Origin of the sequence: Cyanobium sp. PCC 7001 (genome assembly GCF_000155635.1) — a bacterium.
In the GTDB taxonomy this organism is placed as follows: domain Bacteria; phylum Cyanobacteriota; class Cyanobacteriia; order PCC-6307; family Cyanobiaceae; genus NIES-981.
This window is the reverse complement of record NZ_DS990556.1, coordinates 1071646-1094870: the sequence shown is the minus strand read 5'-3', so window position 1 is coordinate 1094870 and position 23225 is coordinate 1071646. Positions and strand designations below refer to the sequence as shown.

Genomic DNA, 23225 nt, shown 5'->3' with positions numbered 1-23225 from the left:
TGCTTAGGCGTGTTGTCCAGCCGTGTTGTCCAGCTCGTGTCCTGCGGACTCCGTCAGGGTGGCCCATTGGATCAGGGCGTCCGCCCCGTCGCGGTAGTAACCGCGACGACGGCCCAGGATCCGGAATCCCAGCTGGCTGTAGAGGCCCAGGGCAGCCGCATTGGTGGCCGCCACCTCGAGGGTGGCGGCCCCGGCCCCCCGTCGCCGGGCTTCGCGCAGCAGGTCCTCCAGCACGCGGCGTCCCAGTCCCTGACGGCGCTGAGAGGGCCGCACCGCCACCAGGGTGATGTGCAGTTCATCCAGCACGAGCGAGCCGCAGGCCATGGCCACCAGCTGCGGGCCGCGCCAGAGGGCCCGCTTCAGCCGCAGGCCGTCGCCGAGTTCCTGCCGCCACTGTGCCGGGGTCCAGAGCCTATCAAGGCTGGCCTGATCCAGCTCCAGGCAGGCCTCGAGGTGATCGGGGCCCAGGGAACCCGGCTGCAGAGCCGGCTGAAGAGGTTTCACCCCAACGTCCTCCCCGCCCGCTTCCGCATGGCCTGTGGGCACGCTCCCACCCAGACCGCTGCCTGGCGCATCACTTCCGTACATTCTGAGGGCAGGAGCGAGCACGGCGGAAGCCCATGGTGATGTCCAGCGAATCCGCCGCCGCGGTGGAGGCCCCCCCGGTTCAGGCAGCCGGACCCGAGCCCTTCGAGCCCGGTCGGGATCCCGCCAGCCCCAACCGCAACCTCACCCCCATCACCACGGAGGTGGATGTCAAGGGCCGCCTGCAGGTGGGTGGCTGTGTGCTCAGCGACCTGGCCCGCACCTTCGGCACACCGTTGTATGTGCTGGATGAGGCCACCCTGCGGGCCAGCTGCCGGGCCTACAGCCGGGCCCTCAGCCAGGCCTACCCGGGCCCCTCGCTGGCGCTCTATGCCTCCAAGGCGAACAGCTCCGTGGCGATCACGGCCCTGGTGGCCCAGGAGGGGCTGGGCCTCGATGCCGTGTCGGCGGGAGAGCTGCTCACGGCCCTGGCGGGCGGCATGCCCCCCGAGCGGATCGTGCTCCACGGCAACAACAAGAGCCTCGAGGAGCTGGCCCTGGCCGCCGACCGCGGCGTCACCGTGGTGGCTGACAACTGGCGTGACATCGAGTTGCTCACCGAGCTGGCCCCGCAGCTGAGGCAGCCGGTGCGGCTGATGCTGCGGTTCACTCCCGGCATCGAGTGCCACACCCACGAGTACATCCGCACGGGCCACCTCGACAGCAAGTTCGGCTTCGACCCCGACCAGCTCGAGACCGTGCTTCAGCACCTGGCGGCCTGCGGCTGGGCGCGCCTCACGGGTCTGCATGCCCACATCGGTTCCCAGATCTTCGAGCTCCAGCCCCATCGCGATCTGGCCGGCGTGATGGCCGACGGCCTGCAGCTCGCCCGCAGCCTCGGCCACCCCGTGACGGATCTCAACGTGGGCGGTGGCCTCGGCATCCGCTACGTGGTCAGCGACGATCCGCCGACCATCGAAGACTGGGTGCGCACCGTGGCCGGGGCGGTGGCCCAGGCCTGCCGCGACCGCAACCTCGAGCTGCCCCGGCTGCTGTGCGAGCCGGGCCGCTCGCTGGTGGCCACGGCGGGACTCACCCTCTACACCGTGGGCAGCCGCAAGACCATTCCCGGCCTGCGCACCTATCTGGCGGTGGATGGGGGCATGAGCGACAACCCCCGACCGATCACCTACCAGTCGCCGTACACAGCGGTGCTGGCCGACCGCCCCGGCGCCGAGGCCAGCGAAACGGTCACCGTGGCCGGCAAGCACTGCGAGTCGGGCGACGTGCTGCTCAAGGACATCGCCCTGCCTCCCGCCACCAGCGGCGACCTGCTGGCGGTGTTCGCCACCGGCGCCTACAACGCCTCGATGGCCTCCAACTACAACCGCATTCCACGGCCGGCGGCGGTGCTGGTGCATGACGGCATGGCCGACCTGGTGCAGCGGCGGGAGCAGCCGGAAGACCTACTGCGCTACGACGTGCTGCCCGCCCGCCTCACGCCGGTAATCTGAGCCGAGGATTGGGTTCAGGCGTGACCGGGCCGTGGCTTGGAGGTTGGCTTCGGCTCGTTGATCTGCGCCTGCTCCTCGACCTGGTCTGCGCCACGGCCCTGGGCGTGGTGGTGCTCGGGCGCGTCACCGAGGCCCGCACGCTCTGGTTGCTGCGGGGCTACCTGCTGCTGGTGGCGATGGCGTGGCTGGTGCAGCGCTACGCCAACCTGCCCCTCACCACCAAACTGGTGGATGCCCTGGTGCTGGCCTGCAGCCTGGCCCTGGCCATCCTCTGGCAGGGGGAACTGCGCCGCCTGATGGAACTGCTCGGCACGGGCCGGCTGGGGGTGCTGTTCGGCAGCCGCCGGCGTGACCAGCTGGCCTCCGGATCGGTGGCGGTGCTCAGTGAGGCGGCGGGACGCCTCTCGCAGGCCCGCCGCGGCGCCCTGATCGTGGTGGATCTCGGCAGCGATCTGCGCCCCGAGGACTTCCTCAACCCGGGCCTGCCGATCGACGGTCAGCTCTCGGTGGATCTGCTGCTCAGTCTGTTCGCGGCGGATACGCCGCTCCATGACGGCGCCGTGCTGGTGAAGGGCAACCGGATCCTGGCGGCCGGAGTGATCCTGCCCCTCTCGCGCCAGGGGCTGAACCGCTACGGCACCCGCCATCTCGCCGCCATGGGCCTCACCGAGCGCTTCGACCGCTGCCTGGCGATCGTGGTGTCCGAGGAAACGGGCACCCTGGCCCTGGCGAGCCAGGGCCGGCTGGAGCGGCCGATCACCAGCAGCCGCCTTCACGATCTGCTCACCCAGTCGCTGGCCCTGGCGGGCGGGCGTAGCGTGGCCAAGGACACGCCGGATACCCGCGGATGAGTCGCGCCCTGGCGACCAGCACCCCCAGGCAGCAGCATCCGTTACCAGCGGGGCTGGACCCTGCCCGTCTGCCCTCCCATGTGGCCGTGATCATGGATGGCAACGGCCGCTGGGCCCGGCGCCGCGGTCTGCCCCGGGTGATGGGGCACCGGGAAGGCGTGGAGGCCCTCAAGCGCACCCTGCGCCTCTGCAGCGACTGGGGAGTGGGAGCCCTCACGGCCTACGCCTTCTCCACCGAGAACTGGAACCGGCCCGGCGAGGAGGTGAACTTCCTGATGGCCCTGTTCGAGCGGGTGCTCGAGCGTGAGATCGAGGGTCTGGAGCGCGAGCAGGTGCGCATCAGCTTCCTCGGGGATCTCGAACCCCTCCCCCACAGGCTGCAGCATCTGATCGCCGATGCCACCGTCCGCACGGCCGGGAACGGCGGCATCCGTTTCAACGTCTGCACCAACTACGGCGGCAGGGCGGAGCTGGTGCGGGCGGCGCGGCGCCTGGCCGAGCGCGCCGCCCGGGGTGAGCTCGATCCAGCCAGCATCGACGAAGGCTGTTTCGCCGCCGAGCTGCACACCGCCGGCCAGCTCGACCCCGATCTGCTGATCCGCACCAGCGGCGAGCAGCGGATCAGCAACTTCCTGCTGTGGCAGCTGGCCTATGCCGAACTGCACATCACCGAGGTGCTCTGGCCGGACTTCAACGCCGAAGCCCTGCTCTCGGCCCTGCTGGATTATCAGAACCGTCAGCGTCGTTTCGGCGGTGTCGACCCGGCCTGCTGAAGGGCCCGGCCCTCCCCTACCCCCCTTGCCTTCCGCTTTGACCACCCGCCCTGCCACGCGGCACGACTGGACCCGCGCCGAGATCCAGACCCTGCTGGAGCTGCCGCTGATGGACCTGCTCTGGCAGGCCCAGCAGGTGCACCGCGCCGCCAATCCCGGCTACCGGGTGCAGCTGGCCTCCCTGCTGAGCGTGAAGACCGGAGGCTGCGAGGAGGACTGCGCCTACTGCCCCCAGTCGATGCACCACAGCAGCGACATGAGCGGCCGGCCGGAGCTGGAGGTGGAACCGGTGCTGGCGCGGGCCCGGGCGGCCCGCGATGCCGGCGCCCACCGCTTCTGCATGGGCTGGGCCTGGCGTGAGATCCGCGATGGGGCCCCGTTCGAGGCGATGCTGCAGATGGTGCGGGGCGTGCGCGAGCTGGGGATGGAGGCCTGCGTCACTGCCGGGATGCTCACCGATGCCCAGGCGGCCCGGCTGGCGGAGGCGGGCCTCACCGCCTACAACCACAATCTCGACACCAGCCCCGAGCACTACGCGCGCATCATCACCACCCGCACCTACCAGGAGCGGCTCGAAACCCTGGCCCGGGTGCGCCGTGCCGGGGTGACCCTCTGCTGTGGCGGCATCATCGGCATGGGCGAGGGGGTGGCTGACCGGGCCGGCCTGCTCCAGGTGCTCGCCACGCTCGATCCCCATCCTGAGAGCGTGCCGATCAACGCTCTGGTGGCGGTGGAGGGCACCCCTCTGGAAGACCAGCCTGCGGTGGATCCGCTGGAGCTGGTGCGCATGGTGGCCACCGCCCGCATCCTCATGCCCCACAGCCGGGTGCGGCTCAGCGCCGGGCGCGAGCAGATGAGCCGGGAGGCCCAGGTGCTCTGCCTGCTGGCCGGGGCTAACTCGATCTTCTACGGCGACACCCTGCTCACCACCGCCAACCCGGCGGCGGCGGCCGACCGGGAGCTGCTGGCCGCAGCGGGCGTGCAGGTGGCGGCGTGAGCCTGCGGGTGGCGGCGTTCTACCGCTTCGCCCCGTTTGCGGCGGCGGAGCTGCCGTCCCTGCGGCGGCGCCTGCTGGCCTGCGGTGAGGAGGCCGGGGTGAAGGGCTCGGTGCTGCTGGCTCCCGAAGGGGTGAACGGCACCGTGAGTGGTCCTGAGGCCGGGGTGGAGGCCCTGCTGCAGGAGCTGCGCGCCGATCCCAGGCTGGCGGCGCTGCGGGAGAAGCGGGCCGCGGCACCGGTGCAACCGTTCCACCGCTTCAAGGTGCGGCTCAAGCGCGAGATCGTCACGATGGGGGACCCGGCCCTGCAGCCGTACCTCGCCACCGCGGTGGGTGCCCATGTGGATCCGCAGGAGTGGGATGCCCTGATCACCGATCCCCGCACCCTGGTGATCGACACCCGCAATGCCTACGAGGTGGCGCTGGGCCGCTTCGAGGGGGCGATCGACCCCGGAACCACCAGCTTCCGGGAGTTCCCCGCCTGGGTGGAGCGGGAGCTGAAGCCCCTGGTGGACCAGCAGCGCCCCGAGGCGATCGCCCTCTACTGCACCGGCGGCATCCGCTGCGAAAAGGCCACGGCCCACCTGCTGCAGCAGGGCTTCGAGGCGGTGCATCACCTGCATGGCGGCATCCTGCGCTACCTGGAGGAGCGGCCGCAGGCCGGCAGTCGCTGGCAGGGCGAGTGCTTCGTGTTCGACCAGCGGGTGGCGGTGAACCACCGGCTCGAGCCGGGTGAGGCCCGCCTCTGCCATGCCTGCCGCCGTCCCCTCACCCCCGCTGACCGCCAGCTGCCCAGCTATGTGGAGGGGGTGAGCTGCCGCCACTGCGAGGGGCAGCGGGGACCCCTCGACCGAGCCCGCTTCGCCGAGCGCCAGAAGCAGATGGCCCTGGCCCGCAGGCGTGGTGAGGCGCACCTCGGCCGGGCCTTCCCGCAGCGATGACCGTGCCCCTGCCGTGACGGCCCAGCTCCAGCTCTACAGCTTTCGCCGCTGTCCCTACGCCATCCGCGCCCGGTTGGCCCTGGCGGCGGCGGGGCTGCGGCCGGGCCGCGGTCTGGAGCTGCGGGAGGTGAGCCTGGGGAGCAAGCCTCCGGAGCTGCTGGAGGCGTCGCCGAAGGGCACGGTGCCGGTGCTGGTGGAGCCCTCGGGGGCAGTGCTCGAGGAGAGCCTGGCGATCATGCGCTGGGCCCTGGCCCGCCGCGATCCCCATGGCTGGCTTGCGTCCGGTGGCGATGCTGCGGCCGCCGAGCAGGAGGCGCTGATCGCCGAGAACGACGGACCCTTCAAGCACCATCTCGATCGCACCAAGTACGCCAGCCGTTTCGGCGCGGAAGGGGACGCGCGGCGAACGGAGCATCGCCAGGAGGCCCTGAGGATCCTCAGCGGCTGGAACCGGCGTCTGCAGGGCGGTGGCTGGCTGCTGGGCCCGCGTCCCAGCCTGGCCGACTGGGCCCTGCTGCCCTTCGTGCGCCAGTTCCGCCTGGCCGACCCGGAAGGGTTTGATGCCCGATCCGATCTGGCGGTGCTGCAGGCCTGGCTGGCCCGATTCCTGCAGGGCCCCGAGCTGGCGGCGGTGATGGCTTCGCCCTGGGCCGAACGCCGGCCCTGGCGCTCGCCCCGTTGGCTCTATCACCTGGCCCTGGAACCGGAGTGGCGCCAGGCGCACCAGGCCGGGATGTATGCCCGTTCCACCCGCGGCCTGGCGCTGGAGGAGGTGGGCTTCATCCACGCCAGCTACGCCCACCAGGTGGAGGCCACGGCGGAGCGCTTCTTCCGGGATGCAGGCCCGCTGGTGCTGCTCACCCTGGATCCCCGGCGGCTGGAGGAGGCAGGCGTGCCCGTGCGGGCCGAGCCCGCCCCCGGCGGTTCGGAGCTCTTCCCCCACCTCTATGGTCCGCTGCCGCTGGAGGCGGTGCTGCGGGCCGATCCCTGGCGCCGCGAACCCCTCCAGCCATGAGCCCTGCCGCCCCCAGCCTCGAGCAGATCGAGCAGGAGGCGGGCCGGCGGCAGCTGCTGCTGCGCCTGCAGGTGGGGCGTCCTGGCGGCGTGGCCTGGAGCCTGCGGGCGGGGGTGGCCCGCCGCGAGGACTCCAGGCTGATCCTGCTGGGGGAGCTGAAGGGCTGGGCCCTGCCCGTGGCGGATGGGCTGCGGCTGGACACGATGCGGGTGCAGGGCGAACGCACCGCGGCGGTGGGGGCACTGATCTGGGCGGCCACCTTTGCCTGGGCGCTGGAGAGAACGCCCTGCCGGCAGGCCCGGCTGCTGGCGATCCGCGATGGCGACCGCCAGCATCGCCGGCTGGTGCGCTACTTCCGTCAGCTGGGGTTCCGGCCGCTGCGGGAGCTCGGAGCCGGCCCGGCCGATCTGCCCGCCAGGCTGGTGTGGGGCGGTGCCGGCCTGCTGATGCAGGGCAGCTGCGCCGAGGGGCTGGCCCGCAGCGGCCGACGCCTGGGGCTCCGGTGTGGCGTGACACAGTGAACGTCCCTGCGCGCCTGGCCGGTGACGAACAACAGCGATGCCCTGAAGGCGGGCCTGATCAGGGTTCTGGTGGTGCTGGGCTCCCTGGCGGGCCTGGCCGTGGTGGTGTGGTCCACCGTGGTGATGCTCGATCTCAAGCACCTCAACACCTCGGGGTTCACCCTGCCCTGATCAGGATCTGCGGCGCTACGACCTGGATCGCTGCGGCCGCCCGGTCCTGGGTTGGATGCGACCTGCTGGTGGGGAGCCCTGACGACAGCGATGGCAATGGTGGCAAGAGGCGATAGCGGTGGTATTGAGTGGGTGTGACCAAGTGGATGTGATCCCGTGGATGTGATCGAGGCGATCGACGCGCGGCGCTCGGTGAAGCAGTTCGATCCGAGCCACCGGTTCAGCGCCGAGGAGGAGCGCCGGTTGCTGGAGGCCACGATCCAGGCCCCCACCAGCTTCAACATCCAGCACTGGCGCTTCGTGATCCTGCGCGATCCGGAGCTGCGGGCCAGGATCCGCCGGGATCACGGCAACGACCAGGCCCAGATCACCGACGCCTCGCTGCTGGTGCTGTTCACGGCGGATGTGAAGGCCTTTGCCAAGAACCCCGAGCGCTACTGGGCCAACGCCCCCAGGGAGGTGGCCGAACTGCTGGTGGGGTGGATGGGTCCGTTCCACGAAGGCCGTGAGTGGCTGCAGCGCGATGAGGCCCAGCGCTCGATCGGCCTGGCCATGCAGACCCTGATGCTGGCGGCCACCGGCATGGGTTACCAGAGCTGCCCGATGATCGGCTTCGACATCGAGAAGGTGGCCGAGCTGATCCAGCTGCCTCCCGATCATGTGATGGGCCCGATGGTGGCGATCGGCAGGGGAACCAAGGAGCCCTGGCCCAAGCCCGGCCAGCTGCCGCTGGAGGAGCTGGTCGTGGAGAACGGTTTTTCCGCGTCCGCCACGACGACGTAGGGCCCAGCGCCTCCCCCCATGTCAGGCCTGTTTGACCTCAGCGGCCGCGTCGCCGTGCTGCTCAACAATGCTGCTGGAAGAGCGCCTTTTGGGGCGAATCATCGACACGTCCTCTCTATTCGCGTTCACATCGGTTGCCGGACGACGTGTGCCCTCAGCCACGAAGAGTGCCCTGCTTGGGCTGGCGCGCGCCAATGCCATCAAACTCGGGCCGTTCGGCATCACAGTGAACTGCCTGGCCCCCGGACCGATTGCCACGGCGTTGTCGGCCGTGAACTTCAGCGAGCAGGCCCTGGACCGCTTCGCCGAGCGAACCGCTCTGGGTCGCTGGGGTGAATGAACCCCGCGAACTGGTGCTGCCCGCCCTGCTTCTCGTCAGTGAGGCCGGCAGCTCCATCACCGGCACGGCTCTTGTCGTGGACGGCGGCGCGATCGTGAAAACGTTCTAGATGGTTGGTGGTATGAAGTCGGCAGTCGACAAGAAGTTGTCAACAAGGATTGAGGCGTTGGGCGATGGTGATCCCGTCGTGGTCATGTCATGAGCATGACCATTTCCTCCTGCGATCGCTGCGATGCCGATGCGGTGGAGCAGCTATTCGTCAGAACGTTTTCCGATTCAGAAGGCGAGGCTGAGGGACGGGCTGTGGGTGCCCTGGCCGGAGAACTCCTGAGGAGCACGCCACACTCCGACCTCTATGGCTTCGTTGCCCGAGACCAGGACGAACTGGTCGGCAGCATCATCCTGTCGCGCATCAGGTTCGAGAGCGCCATCACGGCGTTCCTGCTGGCTCCGGTGGCGATCCGCACCGATTATCAGCGCCGGGGCCTCGGTCAGAGCCTGATCCGGCACGGTCTGGCGGTGTTGAAGCGCGACGGCATCGAGCTTGTGCTCACCTACGGCGATCCCCGCTTCTACGGGAAGGTCGGATTCGCTCCGGTTGACGCGAGCAGGGTGCCAGCTCCTTTCCCCCTGTCCCAGCCGGAAGGTTGGATGGTTCAGTCTCTGTCGGGCGATCCGATCCCGCCGATCCCAGGGTGTTCAAGCTGTGTTCCTGCTCTCTGCAGAGCGGAGGTCTGGTGAGCAGGGCAGCGGCTCCCGGGGCCAATACCCGATGGCCCGCAATCCAGCAGGCGGCAGGCCGGCCCTGCCCACGGCCGGATCGGGCAGGTCTGCATAGCTTGAGGCCAGTGGATCCCCCGCGGACGGATGGCCCTGCACCTCACGCATCCCAACCGCGCTGACGCGGTGCTTCACAGCGAGGAGTCCACCCGCCCCCTGCCCCGCGACCGCTTCCCCCAGCACGGCCAGGAGCCCGCGGCCACCGCGGAGATCATCAGCGACGAGCTGCTGCTCGATGGCAACAGCAAGCAGAACCTCGCCACCTTCTGCCAGACCACCGAGGGCGCCCAGGTGCATGCCCTGATGGATCTGGCCATGGACAAGAACCTGATCGACAAGGACGAGTACCCGCAGACGGCGGAGCTGGAACGCCGCTGTGTGGCCCTGCTGGCTGACCTCTGGCATGCCCCGGCCGGCGCCATCGGCTGCTCCACCATCGGCAGCAGCGAGGCCGCCATGCTGGGTGGGATGGCCGCGAAGTGGCGCTGGCGCGCCCGCCAGCAGGCCGCCGGCAGGCCCACGGACAACCCCAACATGGTGTGCGGCAGCGTGCAGATCTGCTGGCACAAGTTCGCCCGCTACTGGGACATCGAGCTGCGCGAGATCACCATGGAGCCCGGCAAGCTTTGCCTCACCCCGGAGGACGTGCTCAGCCAGGTGGATGAGAACACGATCATGGTGGTGCCCACCCTGGGGGTGACCTATCACGGGCTCTATGAGGATGTGGCCAGCCTCAGTGCCGCCCTCGACGGCCTGCAGCAGCGCTCCGGCCTCGACATTCCCATCCATGTGGATGCGGCCAGTGGGGGCTTTCTGGCGCCCTTCACCGCTCCCCACCTGCCCCCCTGGGATTTCCGGCTGGAGCGGGTGAAGTCGATCAACGCCTCGGGCCACAAGTTCGGCCTCGCCCCCCTGGGGGTGGGCTGGGTGCTGTGGCGGCAGGCGAGCGACCTTCCCAGCGAGCTGGTGTTCAAGGTGAGCTATCTGGGTGGCGACATGCCCACCTTCCAGATCAATTTCTCCCGGCCCGCCGGTCAGGTGATCGCCCAGTACTTCACCTTCGTGCAGCTGGGTCGGGAGGGGTACCGCCGCATCCATGCCGTGTCCCACGCCGTGGCGCAGGTGGTGGCCTCCGCACTGCAGGCGATGCCGCTGTTCGAGGTGCTGCACGATGGCAACCCCCACCGCGGCATCCCCGCCGTGGTGTGGCGGCTGGCGCCGGGGCAGGATCCGGGCTTCAGCCTCTACGACCTGGCCGATCGGCTGCGGGTGCGGGGCTGGCAGGTGCCTGCCTATCCGTTCACGGGCAGCCTCGCCGCCACCCCCTTCCAGCGCATCCTGGTCAAGCGGGGTTTCACGCGGGAAATGGCGGACCTGCTGCTGCAGGACATCCGTCAGGCGGTGGAGCACCTCAGCCGTCATCCCCGGGCGGTGCCCCTCTCCGCCGCCGAAGCGGCCTCCTACAACCACCTGTGAGCCGGGGGCTCCGGGCCATGGGGCGGGCTGTGACGCCGCTGGTTGTGCTGCTGGTGGCCGGGTTGGCGTGCCCCCTGGCGGGGGCCCAGCCCGCCGGCAGCGGCAACCAGGGGACTCCATCCCTGAGCCTGGCCGGTCAGCGCTACTGGCTGCGCTGGGCGAGGGCGGGACAGCACGAGTTCACCCCAGCCGGCCAGGAGGATCTGCGCCGCTGGAGCGAGATGGTCACACTGTGGCGGTACCCCGGCATCACGGCCGAAGAGCAGCTGGCGGCCCACGCCAACCACGTGCTGGCCGCCTATCGCCAGGCCGGAGCCCGCATCCTGCGCACCGCCTCCCTGCCCCGCAAGGCCGGGCAGCCTGCCGAACACCTGATCGTGGCGCGCTTCCAGCGGCCCGGCTTCAGCGAGTTCGCCGCCACTCGCCTGCTCCTGCATCAGGGCCAGGGGGTGGGCCTGATCTACGGCCGCCGCTTCTATGGGCCCCAGGCGGCCGCGCAGCTGGGGGCCTGGGTGCCGCGGCAGGCCGCGGCCATGGAAGCGGCCCTGCTCCAGGCCGACGGGCCCGCCCTGCTCCAGGCGGCGGCGCCCTGAGCGGGGCTGCGGCCGCAGGGCCTGGACTCAGCGTGAGGCTTCGGCGTGGTTCAGCAGCAGGTGCTCGACCTGGTCCAGCGATTCGCCCGCCAGGGCCCGCACCGTTTCGAACTGGCCATCGCCCTCCTCGAGCATGGCCACCGCCACGCGGTCCAGCAGGTCGTCGCGCTGTTCCTTCAGCAGCACCAGCAGCTCCCGTTCGATCAGCTGCTGCAGCACCTGGGCGCGCAGCGAGCCGTTGGAGCCGGTTGCTGCCAGGGTGCCCTGCACCAGTTCCCGCACGAACAGCCGCTGCACCTCATGGCTGCGCAGGAAGCTCTCCACTGCGTTGATCGCCCCGTCCACCACCGTGCGCTCCGGTTCGGCCTCCTCCCCCTGCAGCCGGAACTCCCAGTCGAGATGGCGGCGCTGCCAGCCCGGCTGGTGCAGGTGGGGGGTCACGCTCTGGCTGAAGCTGTCCACCGAGAGTTCGTAGACCCGCTCGGCCAGGCGCTCGCACCAGTCGCGGCCGTGGCGCTGAAGACTGTCATCCAGATCGGTGCGGGCCACGGTGTGACCGCCATGAAAGCTGTGGCAGACGCCATTGGGGCACTCAACCGCCGAGAGGCTCATGCTGAAGAAGGAGCAACGCCCCCACACCTAGCCACGGCCCGAGCCGAGCACCAACAGCGTCTGCACGTTCCGCCAACCTCTGCACGGCCCCCGATCAGGATTCCGATCAGGGCCCCGAGCCAGAGCCGGTAGGGTGCGCCGAGGAAGGAGTCCTGCAGGAGATCCTGTCGATGCGCATCCTCATGGTGCTCACCTCCCACGACCGGTTGGGAGACACCGGCGAGCCGACCGGGTTCTGGCTGGAGGAGCTGGCCGCCCCGTACTACGTGCTCCGCGATGCCGGCGCCGTCGTGACCCTCGCCTCGCCCCTGGGCGGCCAGCCGCCACTGGATCCCAAGAGCAGCGCCCCCGACTTCCAGACGGATGCCACCCGGCGGTTCCAGGCCGACCCTGCCGCTCAGGAGGCCCTGGCCGCCACGCTGCCCCTGGCGCAGGTGCGGGCCGACAGCTTCGAGGCGGTGTTCTTTCCCGGAGGCCATGGTCCCCTCTGGGACCTGGCCCACGACCCCACCGTCCGCGCCCTGATCGAGGCCTTCGTGGCCCAGGGGAAACCCGTGGCGGCCGTATGCCATGCCTCTGCGGTGCTCCAGGCGGCCACCACTCCGGCAGGTGAACCGCTGGTGGCGGGGCGCCGTGTGACGGGCTTCAGCAACAGCGAGGAGGCGGCCGTGGGGCTCACCGAGGTGGTGCCCTTCCTGGTGGAGGACAGACTGAAGGCTCTGGGGGGCCGTTACGCCGCTGCAGCGGACTGGCAGCCCCACGTGCTGGAGGACGGGCCGTTGATCACCGGCCAGAATCCCGCCTCCTCCGATCCGGCGGCCCGGGCCCTGCTGGAGCGGTTGCAGGCCGGGATGGCGGCGCGGGCCTGAACTTCAGGACGACTCCATTTCCAGGATCACGATCGCCATCACACCCACGCCCATGCCCAGATATTGCTGGCGGCTGATGGTTTCTCCATAGAGAAAGCGTGTGGCGATGATCAGCGTGATCACGTTGAACACCACGCAGATGATCGATGCCGTCGCGATGTTGCGGTGGCGGAAGGTGTGGGCAAGCACGGCCATGCCGGCCATGTAGATGGCCATGCCCAGCCAGAAGGCGGGGCGATTCTGCTGGATGATCCATGTCTTGATGGCCAGATCACCGAGGGTGAGGATGACGCCGCCGAGCAGCATCAGGGCCGTTGGACTCAGATTCAGCCACGTCATCACCGATCCCCGTCTCAGCGAACAGAACATCGTCGCCGCGGGTGCCAGGGCTCTCTGAGCGCCAACGCCAGGCAACGCTGCAGTGAGTTCAGGATGAATCCTTCATGGTGCTGGCTTTCCAGTGGCATTCCAGGCGATCGATGATCATGGTTGGTGATCGGGCAGCTTGATCAAGGGCGGCTGGGACAAGCTGTTCGGTCAGATTGGTCAGATCGGTCAGGCTGTTCGGTCAGATTGTTGGATCAGGCTGGTCAGTCCGGATGCTGAGTACGGATGATGGATCAAGTGGTTCGATGGAGCCTGTTGATCCGGCGGTTGTGCACGATTGGACGAACACGATTGGTTGACCAAGTTGGTTGACCAAGATTGGTTGTGCAAGATTCTGGCCATCGAGCACCCATCCAAACTGAAACCTAGCCATGGCTTCTTCGTGCTGCTGAACGTTGGCGTTCAACGTCAACATCTCGTCAACTTCACTCTGATGCCGGAATTCCGTGTCGGCCCGAACGGCTCAGGGGGCAGGGGTGTCGTCCTCGCCGGCGTGGTAGCTGCTGCGCACCAGAGGGCCGCTGCGCACCTGCGCGAAGCCCAGATCCCGGGCCACCGCCGCCAGCCGCTCGAACTCCTCGGGCCGCCAGTAGCGGGCCACGGGCAGGTGGGCCAGCGACGGCCGCAGGTACTGCCCCAGCGTGAGGCGCTGGCAGTCCACGGCCCGCAGGTCCTGGAGGCTGGCCACCACCTCCTCGAAACTCTCCCCCAGACCCAGCATCAGGCCGCTCTTGGTGGGGATCTCAGGCGCCAGCTCCCGGGCCGCCGCGAGCAGCCCCAGGGAGCGCCGGTAGGTGGCGCCGCGTCGTACCTCCCCCTGCAGCCGCTCCACCGTCTCCAGGTTGTGGTTGAAGCACACCGGCGCGGCGGCCAGCACGCTGGCCAGCCGCTGGCGCTGGGCTCGCACAGCAGCCACCGGATCCGCGTTGCCGCCCCAGAAGTCCGGCGTGAGCACCTCGATCGCCACCGCCGGAGTGCGGCGCCGGATCGCCGCCATGGTGGCGGTGAACAGGCCGGCGCCATGGTCGACCAGGTCGTCGCGGGCGACGGCGGTGAGCACCACGTAGCGCAGCTGCAGACTGGCCACCGCTTCGGCCACGCGCTCGGCCTCGCCCCCATCCACCGGCACCGGGGCCAGGCCCTTCTCCACCTGGCAGAAGGCGCAGCTGCGGGTGCAGATCGGTCCGCCCAGCAGGAAGGTGGCGGTGCCGGCGGCGTAGCACTCCCCGCGGTTGGGGCAGCGGCCCTCCTCGCAGATGGTGTGCAGCCGCTGCTGCTTCACCACCCCCTGCACCGCCTCCAGGCGGGACGCCTCCCCGACCGGCCGTCGCAGCCACTCCGGCAGCCGTTCGGCCGGAGGGATCGCGCTGTAGCGGCTGGTGCTTCCGCGGCTGGAGGCGGGGCTCATCGCTGTGGACAGGTCACGGGACGATCACGGGAGGGGCCGCCGGAGACGGAGACGGTGATGGAGCCTGGCTTGGCCTGGGGCGATGGGGCTGGGCGGCCTGCGCTGTGGGGTTCATTCCACCTGCCGCCGCCCTTCGAAGGCCCGGGCCAGGGTCACCTCATCGGCATACTCCAGCTCACTGCCCACCGGCAGGCCGTAGGCGATCCGGCTCACGGTGGTGAAGGGTTTGAGCAGACGGGCCAGGTAGAGGCTGGTGGTGTCCCCCTCCACGCTCGGTGTGAGCGCCAGAATCACTTCCTCCACGCCGTCGGCCGCCACCCGCTGCACCAGGGGCTGGATCTGCAGCAGTTCCGGACCGATGCCGTCCATGGGGGAGATCAGTCCGCCCAGCACGTGGTAGCCCCCTCGGAACTCCCGCGTCCGCTCCATCGCCAGAAGATCGCGGGAATCGGCCACCACGCAGAGCTGGCCGTTGCGCCGTTCCTCGTTGCGGCAGATCTCGCAGAGCGGTTCGGCGGAGAGGTGGAAACAGCGCTGGCATTGCCCCACCTGGCTGCGGGCGGCCAGCAGCGCATCGGCGAAGGCCCGGATCTGCTCCTCGGGCTGGCGCAGCAGATGCAGGGCGAGCCGCTGGGCGGTGCGGGGACCGACCCCGGGCAGTCTCTCGAACTGCTCGATCAGCCGGGCCAGCGGGCGCGTGAAACCGCTCAGGGGGGCCAGCGCAGGTGATCAGACTCTAGGCGGGGCATCCCAGGGGCCGTGTGCGGAGGGGGCGCCGCGCAGAATGGGCCCAGCCTTGCCTGCCCGTCCCCATGACCAGCCACTCCGCACCGGTGCCGCGCCTGCAGCCGCGTTTCCTGCTGCGGGGGGCGGTGGCCCTGCTGCTGGCGCTGGTGCTGGTGGGCTGCAGCGCCGCGGCCGCCGGTCTGAACCGCTACCAGAATCCCGATGGCCGTTTCGCCTTCCTCTACCCCACCGGCTGGACGCGGGTGCAGGTGAGCGAGGGGCCCCAGCTGGTGTTTCACGACCTGATCAACAGCGATGAAACCCTCAGCCTGGTGATCTCCGAGGTGGGCACCGACGGGGATCTCTCCGACCTGGGCAGCGCGGTGGCCGTGGGTGAGCGGCTGCGGCGGGCTGTGATCGCGCCGGAGGGGAGCGGCCGCCAGGCCGAGCTGCTGGAGGCCGACGAGCGCGACCAGGACGGCCGCACCTTCTACGACCTCGAGTACGCCGTCCACCTGGGGGACCGGGACCGTCACGAGCTGGCCACGGTGGTGGTGGACCGGGGGCGCCTCTACACCTTCGCCGCCAGCACCAACGAGATCCGCTGGAACAAGGTGAAGGAGCTGTTCCATCAGGTGGTCACATCCTTCACCCTGCTGGTCTGATCAACGATCCGGTGCCCACGGATCGCCGGACCGGGCCCTGGGATGTGGTGGTGGTGGGTGGTGGGCTTGCCGGTGGCCTGCTGGCCCTCGAGCTGGCTGAGCGATTCTCCTCCGTGCTGGTGCTCGACGCCGGTGACAGCTCGGCCACGGCCCTGAGCTACGGCGTGATGGCCCTGCCGGCGGCGCTCCCCTGGCTCGCGCTGCAGTTGCGCCATGGCGCCCTGGGGCTGCGCTGGCGCTGGGCGCGGCTGGCCAGCGTTCCTGGGGGCGGTCGCGGTCTGGAGCCCCTACTCGAGCGCCTGCCGCTGCCGGTGGCCCAGGTGGAGGCCCCCGCCTTCCTGGCGGCTCTGCCGGCCGCCCTCGCCGCTGCGGGGGTGGAACGGCTCCAGGCCCGGGCAGGCCGGCTGGAGAGCCTGCCGCGCCCCGATGGTTCACCGGGCTGGGCGCTGGCGCTGGAGGAGGACACGGTGCTGGAGGCCCGGCAGGTGGTGCTGGCTGCGGGATCCGGTTGCCGCAGCCTCTGGCCCGAACTGGACCCGCGTCTGCGCACCAGCTGGGCGGGCGTGCTGGAGCTGGACAGGCCACCGCCGCCATCGGTGCGCTGGCCGGCGGAGCTGGTGGTGCCCCGCCGCTTCCAGCGGCTGGAATTGGAGCGCCGTGCGGCGCAACTCACGGAACCCGCTTGGGTGGTGGATGCCGGAGTGGTGAGCACGGGCGGCCGCTGGCTGGCCGGCCAGATCAGCCGGGTGGATCCGCTGTCCGGGCCACCCGATCCTGAGCGGATGGAGGGATGGCTGCGGCGGGGACTGGCGGGACTGGAGCGGCACCTGGGCGCCGCCGCCGGCCGCTACCTGCAGGTGCCGGTGCCCTTCTGCACCGATGCGGTGCCCCTGGTGGGTGCGGTGCCCGGGGCCGATGGGCTGTGGGTGTTCACTGGCTTCACCGCCGCCTTCAGCCAGGTGCCCGGGAAGGCGCGCGCTCTGGCCAGGGCGATCCCTCAGTAGAGGTAGCGGTTGTCGAAACCGGGATCGGCCGCGTCCCCGGCCCTGGGCCAATCGGCCTCCCAGTAGCTGATGCCGTTGAGCATGAAGGGCCGGCCCCCCAGCCGTTCGGTCTTGAGTTCGGTGGTGCCCATGGCGGTGATCAGGCCACCCAGTTCCATCGGGCCGAGGTCGGTCTTCACGTCCTTGCCGCCCGCGTTCAGCAGCACGGGCAGGCGCACCAGATTCTCCGGCCTGGTGAGCTTCCTGAACAGGGCCTTGAGGGCCAGCTGCTGGCGCTCGATCCGGCCGATGTCGCCCCACTCGTCATGGCGGAAGCGCAGGAATCCCTCCAGGTCGTTGCCCTTCAGCAGCTGGGGGCCAGGCTGGAGATCGATGTACAGCCCCTGGCTGCGATCGGTGTAGCGCATGCGCTTGGGCACATCCACTTCAATGCCCCCGAGGGCATCGGCCATGTGGCGGATCGCCCGCAGGTTCACCACCACGTGATGGGTGATCGGCCGGCCCAGCTTGCGGGAGAGCTCCTGCTCCAGCAGATCGGTGCCGCCGATGGCATAGAGGGCGTTGATCTTCTGGGGCCCGTAACCCTCCGGTTCGATGTAGGTGTCGCGGGGGACCTGGGTGATGTGGGTGGTGCCGCCCTCGATCCTCAGGGTGGCGATCACATCGGTGTTGCCCCCGCCCACATCGGTGCCGAGCACGAGGATGTTCTGATCGCCGATCCCCCGCCAGGCGGTGAAGGGATTGGTGATGCGGGGGTTCTCCGGCAGCTGGGCCCCGCTCAGCCAGTCCGCCAGCGGCATCGAGGCCAGAAGCCCTCCACCCATCCCGATCAGCATCGCCAGCAGCACCGGTGCGCGCCGCCGCCGCCGTGGGGGCGGTCGATGGGGAGCCTGCGGGCGCGCCGACGTCTTCATCCCGAAAAGCTATTCCACGGCAGCGACGCGGCCGGTCGCCGTTGAGCCGGTTGCTGCGGCTGCCCTCAGAGGGTGAGGGCCTCATCCCGCCGCAGCCCCGCCTGCACCCGCCAGAGATTGGCGTAGGCCCCCTCGGCGGCGATCAGCTGGTCGTGGCGGCCGCTCTCCACGATCCGGCCGTGTTCCATCACCACGATGCGGTCGGCATGGCGCACCGTGGAGAGGCGATGGGCGATCACCAGGGTGGTGCGCTCGGCGGTGATCTGCTCCAGGGACCGCTGGATCGCGGCCTCGGTGTCGTTGTCCACGGCGGCGGTGGCCTCATCGAGCACCAGCACCGGCGGATTCTTGAGGATGGCCCGGGCCAGGGCGATGCGCTGCCGCTGGCCGCCGGAGAGGCGCTGGCCCCGCTCTCCCACCACCGTGGCGTAGCCCTGGGGCAGGGCCCGGATGAAGGCATCCGCCTCGGCCAGCCGGGCGGCCGCCTCGATCGCGTCGCCGCCGGCCTGGAAGCTGCCGTAGGCGATGTTCTCGGCCACGGTGCCGTGGAAGAGGAACACCTCCTGGCTCACCAGTCCGATCGCCTGGCGCAGGTCGTCGAGCCGCAGGGCGCTGATCGGGATGCCATCCAGCCGGATCTCACCGGCCTGGATGTCGTAGAGCCGCAGCAGCAGCTTCACGATTGTGCTCTTGCCGGATCCGGTGGAGCCCACGATCCCCAGGGTGCTGCCGGCCGGGATTGCCAGGTCGAAACGCCGCAGCAGCGGATCGCGGCCCGGGTAGGCGAAGTCCACCCCCTCGAAGCGGATCTCACCCCGCACATGGTCCAGGGGCAGCCTGCGCTCTCCGCCGGGAATGGTCACGGGGGTGTCGAGCAGATCCAGCACCCGGTTGGTGGAGGCCATCGCCCGCTGGTAGTCGTCGAGGGTGCGGCCCAGGGTGGTGAGGGGCCAGAGCAGCCGCTGGGTGATGAACACCAGGAAGGCGTAGGTGCCGGTGGCGATTGTGCCGCGCCAGGCCTGCAGTCCGCCGATCACCAGGATGGCGATGAAGGCGAACAGGATCGCGTAGCGGATCAGGGGAACGAAGGCGGCGGAGAGGCTGATCGCCCGGCGGTTGGCCAGCCGGTAGGCCTGGCTCTGCTGGCGCAGCCGCTCCAGCTCCCAGTCCTCGGCGGTGTAGCTCTTGATCGTGAGCATCCCGCCGAGGTTGGTGCTCAGACGGCTGGCCAGATCCCCCGCCTGCTGGCGCACGGCGGCATAGCGGGGGGCCAGCCGCTTCTGGAAGCGCAGCGAGCCCCACAGGATCACGGGGATCGGGATGAACGACACCCCGGCCACCGCCGGAGAGAGCACCACCATGGCGCCACCCACCGCCAGCACGGTGGTGATCAGCTGCAGGATCTCATTGGCGCCGTGGTCGAGGAAGCGCTCCAGCTGGTTGATGTCGTCGTTGAGCACGGCCATCAGACGGCCGCTGCTGCTCGTTTCGAAGTAGGCCATCTCCAGCTTCTGGAGATGGTCGTAGGCCTCGAGCCGCAGCTCGTGCTGCACGGTCTGGGCCAGGTTGCGCCACAGCACCCCGTAGAGGTATTCGAACAGGGATTCGGCGCTCCAGATCAGGAAGGAGAGCACCGCCAGCACGCCCAGCTGACCGGGCACGCTGCCCACGCCGAAGCGGCTCAGCCAGGCCGTGTTCTGCTGCACCACCACATCCACGGCCAGGCCGATCAGCACCGGTGGCGCCAGATCGAACAGCTTGTTGAGCACCGAGCAGGTAGCCGCCAGGCTCACCAGGCGTCGATGGGGCCGCAGGGCGGTGAGCAGCCGCTGCAGGGCCGAGGGGGAGGCCGGAGCCTGGGGAGCCATGGGCGTCGTCGCGATGCGGATTCACGCAGGGCCCACTCTCCCGCGCCGGGGTCCGCTCCGCCCCGGGCCGGCCATGGGCCAGGCGCGGGGGGCGGAGTGGGGGATTTCCGGGATCAGATCGGCTCCGCCGGCCCGGCGATCACATCACCAACGGTTGCCGCCGCCACCGCCACCGCCACCGCCACCGCCACCTCCGCCGTAGCCGCCGCCACCACCGCCGCGGTTCCCGCCGCCGTAGCCGCCGCGGTTGCCGCCGCCTCCTTCCCGCGGAGTGGCCTTGTTGACGCGGATCATCCGACCCATCCACTCCACGTCCTGGAGATCGTCGATCGCCTTCTGTTCGTCGGCGTCGTTGGCGAGTTCAACAAAGGCGAAGCCGCGCTTGCGGCCGGTCTCGCGGTCGAGCGGAAGGCTGCACTGACGCACCTCTCCGTACTGGCCGAAGAGATCGAGCAGGTCCTCGCGTTCTGCCTGGAACGAGAGGTTGCCAACGTAGATGGTCATTAATGGAGCAAAACCTGGAACTGATTCGGGAGATGCTGCGAGTCCCAGGGAGGGCCAGGGATGGCTGGACGACCCATGAGGGCGCAAGAACGCCTGGAATCGCCCACCAGCCTAGGGCTTGCCCTGCCGGACTATGGCGAAGATTGAAGGTGTTGTGAAAAGACCCTGTAGAAGCGCGGGCGATCCCCAAGACTGGTTCATTGTCAGCAAATCCTGATCCGATCCCGAAGCAGAGATGACGGCCCCTGTCCCCTGGAGCCTCGCCTGGAGCGAGGATGGAGAGCTGGCTCCGCAGGATCGATTCGACCTTCTGCAGAGCCTTGTGCTGAGCGAAACCGAGGAGGTGCAGGCCTCCCTGATCGCCGCTGTGGAAACCATGGCGGTCACCGACATCACCACCTGCACCTGTGCCTCGGTGACCCGCCTCTGTGCCTGAACCCCCGGAACGCCCGGGGGTCGCCGTCCAGCCTCAGCCCCGGAAGCGGGAAATCTGAAGAGGCTTGTTCAGGACCCTGAGGTTGCGCAGGCCCTGGAAGATGTCTTCCGGCATCCCCTTGGGCAGATCGATGATGCTGTGGGTGTCGAAGATCTGAATCCGGCCGATCGCCCGGCCCTGGAGCCCCGTCTCGTTGGCGATCGCGCCCACCAGGTTGCCGGGTTTGATGCGGTCCCGCCAGCCGAGCTCAACCCGGAAGCGCTCCATGTCGGGCTCGGGGGCGCCCACGGGTCGCTCGCTGCGGCCCCGGCGCGGCTCCCGGTTGCCGAAGTCCCTGCCATCGCGGCTCTCGCGGCCGTCACGGCGGTTCGGACCCTGGGAGCGCACCTGGGTGAAGTCGTCATTGCCGTGCAGCAGCAGCGGCTTGCCGCCGAGGCTGAGCTCCAGGGCGGCCAGGGCCAGCTGCTCCGGGGTGCAGGTCTGTTCCTGGGCCACCCGCTGCACGATCTCACTGAGCAGGGCCTGCTCCTCGGGGCTCACCGCGCTCTTGTGCAGGGCGTTGGTGAGGCGCTGGCGCAGGCGATCGAGCCGGTTCTGGTTGATGGTGGCGTTGCTGGGCACCTCCATCGGTTCGATCGGCTTGCCCGCGGCCCGCTCGAGTCCGCCGAGGAAACGGCGCTCCCGGGGGGTGAGGAAGAGGATGGCCTCACCGCTGCGACCGGCCCTGCCGGTGCGGCCGATGCGGTGCACGTAGGCCTCCCCGTCGAAGGGGATGTCGTAGTTGATCACCAGGCCGATCCGCTCCACGTCAAGGCCCCTGGCGGCCACGTCGGTGGCCACGAGCACGTCCACCTGGCCGTTCTTGAGCCGTTCGATCGTGCGCTCCCGCTGGGCCTGGGGAACGTCGCCGTTGAGCACGGCCACGTCATAACCGTGGGCTTCCAGCGATTCGGCCACGGTGAGGGTGATGGCCTTGGTGCGGGCGAAGATGATCACGCCCTCGCTGGTCTCGCTCTCCAGCACCCGCTCCAGGGCGGCGAGCTTGAGCGGGGCGGGCACCGTGAGGAAACGCTGACGGATGCGGCTGGCATCCGCGGCCTTGGTCCTGATGGTGATCTCGGCGGGACCGTTGAGGTACTGCTGGGAGATCCGCCGGATCTCGGCGGGCATCGTGGCGGAGAACAGCACCACCTGGCGCTGTTCGGGCAGCTGGCCCAGCACCCACTCCACATCGTCGATGAAGCCCATCCGCAGCATCTCATCGGCCTCGTCCAGCACCAGCGAGCGCAGTTCGGAGAGGTCGAGGGTGCCCTGGCGCATGTGATCCATCACCCGGCCAGGGGTGCCCACCACGACCTGGGCACCGCGGCGCAGATGGTGGATCTGGTCGCGGAAGTCGGCGCCGCCATACACGGCCACCGTGCGCACCTGGGGCAGCTGGGCGGCGTAGCTGTTGAACGATTCGGCCACCTGCAGGGCCAGTTCCCGCGTCGGGGCGAGCACCAGCACCTGGGGTTTGCGCTGCTCGGCATCGAGGCCCGCCAGCAGCGGCAGGGCGAAGGCGGCGGTCTTGCCGGTGCCGGTCTGGGCCTGGCCCACCAGATCCCGGCCCAGCATCAGCTCGGGAATGGCGGCCTTCTGGATCGGGGAGGGCTCGCTGTAGCCGATGGCGGCGAGGGCCTCGAGGATCTCGGGGCCGAAGCCGAAGCCGGCGAACCCGCCGGTGGGCGCGTCGGCCTGGGGGCCGGACTCGGGGGAGGCAGAGGGAAGGCTCTGGCTGGGATCGCCCACGGCGGATGCGCTCAGCGAGGGGTCGGCGAGGGATTCAGAGCACACGGAAGCGGTGCCGCTGATCGGTTCAGTCACGGAAGTCAATGGGGCCTGCACAGGCCGGAGCCTGATGTGATCCTTCTACGCAGGCTGGCAGTGACCAGAGGCTGAATGGCTCTGGGTCGCAAGGTGGAGTCGTCGCTGTTGGCTCCCGCCGTTCGATGACGTTCACGACGGTGAGGCTGGGCGTTGGGCCGATTGCCTTGCTGTCGATGCTTCGCGCCTGATGCGCTTAGGTCCTTGTAAGTACGCGTTAGGGGCGCAGTACTGCCGTGCCCTTGAAAAAGGGTGAAAACAGACACTAACACCTGAACCTCCCGCGTCCACAGTCAGCGCCCGTAGTCGTCGGCCAGCCGCTCGATGTCCTCCTCGCTGAGGATCTCGCCGCGCTGCACCTCCACGATCACCAGCGGACCTGCCCCCACGGCATGGGCACGATGCACCGCACCGAGGGGGATCCACAGGCTCGTGCCGGGTTGGGCAGCCACGGTGCTGCCCTCCACCTCCAGCTCCCCCTCGCCGGCCACCACCACCCAGTGTTCGCAGCGGTGGCGGTGGCGCTGCCGGCTCAGCCGCTGACCCGGCTCCAGCTGCAGACGCTTCACCCGGTAGCCGGGTCCCTCTCCCAGGGTCTCGAACCACCCCCAGGGGCGCAGCACCCGCTGCGTGGGCTGGTCGGGGTGGTGAGATCGATCGGGAGGAAGGGATGGCATGGCACCAGT

Annotated in this window: 27 protein-coding genes; 17 read left to right on the top strand and 10 right to left on the bottom strand. The window is 69.7% G+C overall.

Features of this window, described 5'->3' with window-relative positions; translation table 11 throughout:
- Positions 1–3: 3 nt before the first annotated feature.
- Complete coding sequence (rimI, locus tag CPCC7001_RS05330; protein ID WP_071778272.1) at positions 4–504, bottom strand: ribosomal protein S18-alanine N-acetyltransferase; 501 nt, start codon at positions 502–504, stop codon at positions 4–6.
- Between the two features lie 116 nt (positions 505–620).
- On the opposite strand from rimI, the gene lysA reads away from it, so the two are divergent.
- The 13 genes from lysA to CPCC7001_RS05270 all read left to right on the top strand — a co-directional run bounded on the left by lysA (position 621) and on the right by CPCC7001_RS05270 (position 11280).
- Entirely contained in the window at positions 621–2039 is a 1419-nt protein-coding gene (gene lysA / locus CPCC7001_RS05325; RefSeq protein ID WP_006910298.1) for a diaminopimelate decarboxylase, read from the top strand.
- Between the two features lie 20 nt (positions 2040–2059).
- A complete protein-coding gene (locus CPCC7001_RS05320) occupies positions 2060–2890 on the top strand; it encodes a diadenylate cyclase (RefSeq protein WP_006910049.1) in 831 nt (276 codons plus the stop codon).
- Positions 2887–3663, top strand: a complete 777-nt coding sequence (locus tag CPCC7001_RS05315) for an isoprenyl transferase (protein WP_006910852.1) — start codon at positions 2887–2889, stop codon at positions 3661–3663. The genes CPCC7001_RS05320 and CPCC7001_RS05315 overlap by 4 nt, the downstream gene beginning before the upstream one ends.
- A gap of 109 nt (positions 3664–3772) precedes the next feature.
- Entirely contained in the window at positions 3773–4660 is an 888-nt protein-coding gene (gene bioB, locus CPCC7001_RS05310; protein WP_369699358.1) for a biotin synthase BioB, read from the top strand.
- Positions 4657–5601, top strand: coding sequence for a rhodanese-related sulfurtransferase (locus CPCC7001_RS05305; protein ID WP_006911307.1), 945 nt, complete (start codon positions 4657–4659; stop codon positions 5599–5601). Before bioB ends, CPCC7001_RS05305 begins: the two co-directional genes overlap by 4 nt.
- 13 nt (positions 5602–5614) lie before the next feature.
- Positions 5615–6616, top strand: a complete 1002-nt coding sequence (locus CPCC7001_RS05300) for a DUF952 domain-containing protein (protein ID WP_006911508.1) — start codon at positions 5615–5617, stop codon at positions 6614–6616.
- The gene (locus CPCC7001_RS05295) at positions 6613–7137 is read left to right on the top strand and encodes a hypothetical protein (protein WP_006910562.1); all 525 of its coding nucleotides are present in this window, start codon (positions 6613–6615) and stop codon (positions 7135–7137) included. The genes CPCC7001_RS05300 and CPCC7001_RS05295 overlap by 4 nt, the downstream gene beginning before the upstream one ends.
- Before the next feature lie 21 nt (positions 7138–7158).
- Complete coding sequence (locus CPCC7001_RS15490) at positions 7159–7308, top strand: hypothetical protein (RefSeq protein WP_006909478.1); 150 nt, start codon at positions 7159–7161, stop codon at positions 7306–7308.
- Positions 7309–7464: 156 nt separating this feature from the next.
- Positions 7465–8091, top strand: coding sequence for a nitroreductase family protein (locus CPCC7001_RS05290; protein ID WP_006909183.1), 627 nt, complete (start codon positions 7465–7467; stop codon positions 8089–8091).
- 67 nt (positions 8092–8158) lie between these two features.
- Entirely contained in the window at positions 8159–8431 is a 273-nt protein-coding gene (locus CPCC7001_RS13995) for an SDR family oxidoreductase (protein ID WP_071778271.1), read from the top strand.
- A 204-nt stretch (positions 8432–8635) separates the two neighbouring features.
- Entirely contained in the window at positions 8636–9172 is a 537-nt protein-coding gene (locus CPCC7001_RS05280; protein WP_071778270.1) for a GNAT family N-acetyltransferase, read from the top strand.
- 126 nt (positions 9173–9298) lie between these two features.
- Positions 9299–10687 (top strand): glutamate decarboxylase, encoded by a 1389-nt coding sequence (locus CPCC7001_RS05275; RefSeq protein WP_043368647.1) that lies wholly within the window; start codon positions 9299–9301, stop codon positions 10685–10687.
- 17 nt (positions 10688–10704) lie between these two features.
- Entirely contained in the window at positions 10705–11280 is a 576-nt protein-coding gene (locus tag CPCC7001_RS05270; RefSeq protein WP_043368644.1) for a hypothetical protein, read from the top strand.
- Between the two features lie 27 nt (positions 11281–11307).
- Here the strand turns inward: CPCC7001_RS05270 and CPCC7001_RS05265 are convergent, their stop codons facing one another.
- Positions 11308–11892, bottom strand: coding sequence for a hypothetical protein (locus tag CPCC7001_RS05265; protein WP_043368642.1), 585 nt, complete (start codon positions 11890–11892; stop codon positions 11308–11310).
- A 170-nt stretch (positions 11893–12062) separates the two neighbouring features.
- Between CPCC7001_RS05265 and CPCC7001_RS05260 the strand changes: the two genes are divergently transcribed.
- The gene (locus tag CPCC7001_RS05260; RefSeq protein WP_006909513.1) at positions 12063–12761 is read left to right on the top strand and encodes a type 1 glutamine amidotransferase domain-containing protein; all 699 of its coding nucleotides are present in this window, start codon (positions 12063–12065) and stop codon (positions 12759–12761) included.
- Positions 12762–12764: 3 nt separating this feature from the next.
- Here the strand turns inward: CPCC7001_RS05260 and CPCC7001_RS05255 are convergent, their stop codons facing one another.
- From CPCC7001_RS05255 to recR, 3 genes are all read right to left on the bottom strand, one after another.
- Positions 12765–13100 carry a hypothetical protein gene (locus tag CPCC7001_RS05255; protein WP_043368641.1) on the bottom strand — a complete coding sequence of 112 codons (336 nt, stop codon included), beginning with the start codon at positions 13098–13100 and terminating at the stop codon, positions 12765–12767.
- Positions 13101–13611: 511 nt separating this feature from the next.
- Positions 13612–14556 carry a lipoyl synthase gene (gene lipA, locus CPCC7001_RS05250; protein WP_006909269.1) on the bottom strand — a complete coding sequence of 315 codons (945 nt, stop codon included), beginning with the start codon at positions 14554–14556 and terminating at the stop codon, positions 13612–13614.
- A gap of 111 nt (positions 14557–14667) precedes the next feature.
- Positions 14668–15246: a recombination mediator RecR gene (recR, locus tag CPCC7001_RS05245; RefSeq protein ID WP_043368640.1), complete on the bottom strand. Its 579-nt coding sequence runs from the start codon at positions 15244–15246 to the stop codon at positions 14668–14670.
- Positions 15247–15368: 122 nt separating this feature from the next.
- On the opposite strand from recR, the gene psbP reads away from it, so the two are divergent.
- Together psbP and CPCC7001_RS05235 are read left to right on the top strand one after the other, a co-directional pair.
- Positions 15369–15947: a photosystem II reaction center PsbP gene (gene psbP, locus CPCC7001_RS05240; RefSeq protein ID WP_006909600.1), complete on the top strand. Its 579-nt coding sequence runs from the start codon at positions 15369–15371 to the stop codon at positions 15945–15947.
- Positions 15948–15958: 11 nt separating this feature from the next.
- Positions 15959–16951 carry an FAD-dependent oxidoreductase gene (locus CPCC7001_RS05235; protein ID WP_006909289.1) on the top strand — a complete coding sequence of 331 codons (993 nt, stop codon included), beginning with the start codon at positions 15959–15961 and terminating at the stop codon, positions 16949–16951.
- Here CPCC7001_RS05235 and CPCC7001_RS05230 read toward each other — a convergent pair.
- From CPCC7001_RS05230 to CPCC7001_RS05220, 3 genes are all read right to left on the bottom strand, one after another.
- Positions 16945–17787, bottom strand: a complete 843-nt coding sequence (locus CPCC7001_RS05230) for an LCP family protein (protein ID WP_050757193.1) — start codon at positions 17785–17787, stop codon at positions 16945–16947. The two genes, CPCC7001_RS05235 and CPCC7001_RS05230, sit on opposite strands and share 7 nt — an antisense overlap.
- 143 nt (positions 17788–17930) lie before the next feature.
- Complete coding sequence (locus CPCC7001_RS05225; protein ID WP_006911060.1) at positions 17931–19733, bottom strand: ABC transporter ATP-binding protein; 1803 nt, start codon at positions 19731–19733, stop codon at positions 17931–17933.
- 144 nt (positions 19734–19877) lie between these two features.
- Positions 19878–20237 carry an RNA-binding protein gene (locus CPCC7001_RS05220; RefSeq protein ID WP_006910990.1) on the bottom strand — a complete coding sequence of 120 codons (360 nt, stop codon included), beginning with the start codon at positions 20235–20237 and terminating at the stop codon, positions 19878–19880.
- 235 nt (positions 20238–20472) lie between these two features.
- Here CPCC7001_RS05220 and CPCC7001_RS05215 point away from each other — a divergent pair, with 235 nt between their 5' ends.
- Positions 20473–20673, top strand: a complete 201-nt coding sequence (locus CPCC7001_RS05215; protein ID WP_006910262.1) for a hypothetical protein — start codon at positions 20473–20475, stop codon at positions 20671–20673.
- Positions 20674–20706: 33 nt separating this feature from the next.
- On the opposite strand, the gene CPCC7001_RS05210 is transcribed toward CPCC7001_RS05215, so the two are convergent.
- Both CPCC7001_RS05210 and CPCC7001_RS05205 read right to left on the bottom strand, forming a co-directional pair.
- Positions 20707–22539 (bottom strand): DEAD/DEAH box helicase, encoded by a 1833-nt coding sequence (locus tag CPCC7001_RS05210; RefSeq protein WP_006911423.1) that lies wholly within the window; start codon positions 22537–22539, stop codon positions 20707–20709.
- A gap of 293 nt (positions 22540–22832) precedes the next feature.
- Complete coding sequence (locus tag CPCC7001_RS05205) at positions 22833–23216, bottom strand: phosphomannose isomerase type II C-terminal cupin domain (protein WP_006911679.1); 384 nt, start codon at positions 23214–23216, stop codon at positions 22833–22835.
- Positions 23217–23225 lie beyond the last annotated feature (9 nt).

Coding starts and splice junctions, on each gene's coding strand:
- CPCC7001_RS05270 (WP_043368644.1), top strand. CDS start 10,705: ATGGGGCGGGCTGTGACGCCGCTGGTTGTGCTGCTGGTGGCCGGGTTG.
- CPCC7001_RS05315 (WP_006910852.1), top strand. CDS start 2,887: ATGAGTCGCGCCCTGGCGACCAGCACCCCCAGGCAGCAGCATCCGTTA.
- CPCC7001_RS05215 (WP_006910262.1), top strand. CDS start 20,473: ATGACGGCCCCTGTCCCCTGGAGCCTCGCCTGGAGCGAGGATGGAGAG.
- CPCC7001_RS13995 (WP_071778271.1), top strand. CDS start 8,159: ATGCTGCTGGAAGAGCGCCTTTTGGGGCGAATCATCGACACGTCCTCT.
- CPCC7001_RS05265 (WP_043368642.1), bottom strand. CDS start 11,892: ATGAGCCTCTCGGCGGTTGAGTGCCCCAATGGCGTCTGCCACAGCTTT.
- CPCC7001_RS05230 (WP_050757193.1), bottom strand. CDS start 17,787: ATGCTGATCGGGATGGGTGGAGGGCTTCTGGCCTCGATGCCGCTGGCG.
- lipA (WP_006909269.1), bottom strand. CDS start 14,556: ATGAGCCCCGCCTCCAGCCGCGGAAGCACCAGCCGCTACAGCGCGATC.
- CPCC7001_RS05255 (WP_043368641.1), bottom strand. CDS start 13,100: ATGACGTGGCTGAATCTGAGTCCAACGGCCCTGATGCTGCTCGGCGGC.
- CPCC7001_RS05295 (WP_006910562.1), top strand. CDS start 6,613: ATGAGCCCTGCCGCCCCCAGCCTCGAGCAGATCGAGCAGGAGGCGGGC.
- CPCC7001_RS05275 (WP_043368647.1), top strand. CDS start 9,299: ATGGCCCTGCACCTCACGCATCCCAACCGCGCTGACGCGGTGCTTCAC.
- psbP (WP_006909600.1), top strand. CDS start 15,369: ATGACCAGCCACTCCGCACCGGTGCCGCGCCTGCAGCCGCGTTTCCTG.
- CPCC7001_RS05260 (WP_006909513.1), top strand. CDS start 12,063: ATGCGCATCCTCATGGTGCTCACCTCCCACGACCGGTTGGGAGACACC.
- CPCC7001_RS05225 (WP_006911060.1), bottom strand. CDS start 19,733: ATGGCTCCCCAGGCTCCGGCCTCCCCCTCGGCCCTGCAGCGGCTGCTC.
- CPCC7001_RS05280 (WP_071778270.1), top strand. CDS start 8,636: ATGACCATTTCCTCCTGCGATCGCTGCGATGCCGATGCGGTGGAGCAG.
- bioB (WP_369699358.1), top strand. CDS start 3,773: ATGGACCTGCTCTGGCAGGCCCAGCAGGTGCACCGCGCCGCCAATCCC.
- lysA (WP_006910298.1), top strand. CDS start 621: ATGGTGATGTCCAGCGAATCCGCCGCCGCGGTGGAGGCCCCCCCGGTT.
- CPCC7001_RS05205 (WP_006911679.1), bottom strand. CDS start 23,216: ATGCCATCCCTTCCTCCCGATCGATCTCACCACCCCGACCAGCCCACG.
- CPCC7001_RS05220 (WP_006910990.1), bottom strand. CDS start 20,237: ATGACCATCTACGTTGGCAACCTCTCGTTCCAGGCAGAACGCGAGGAC.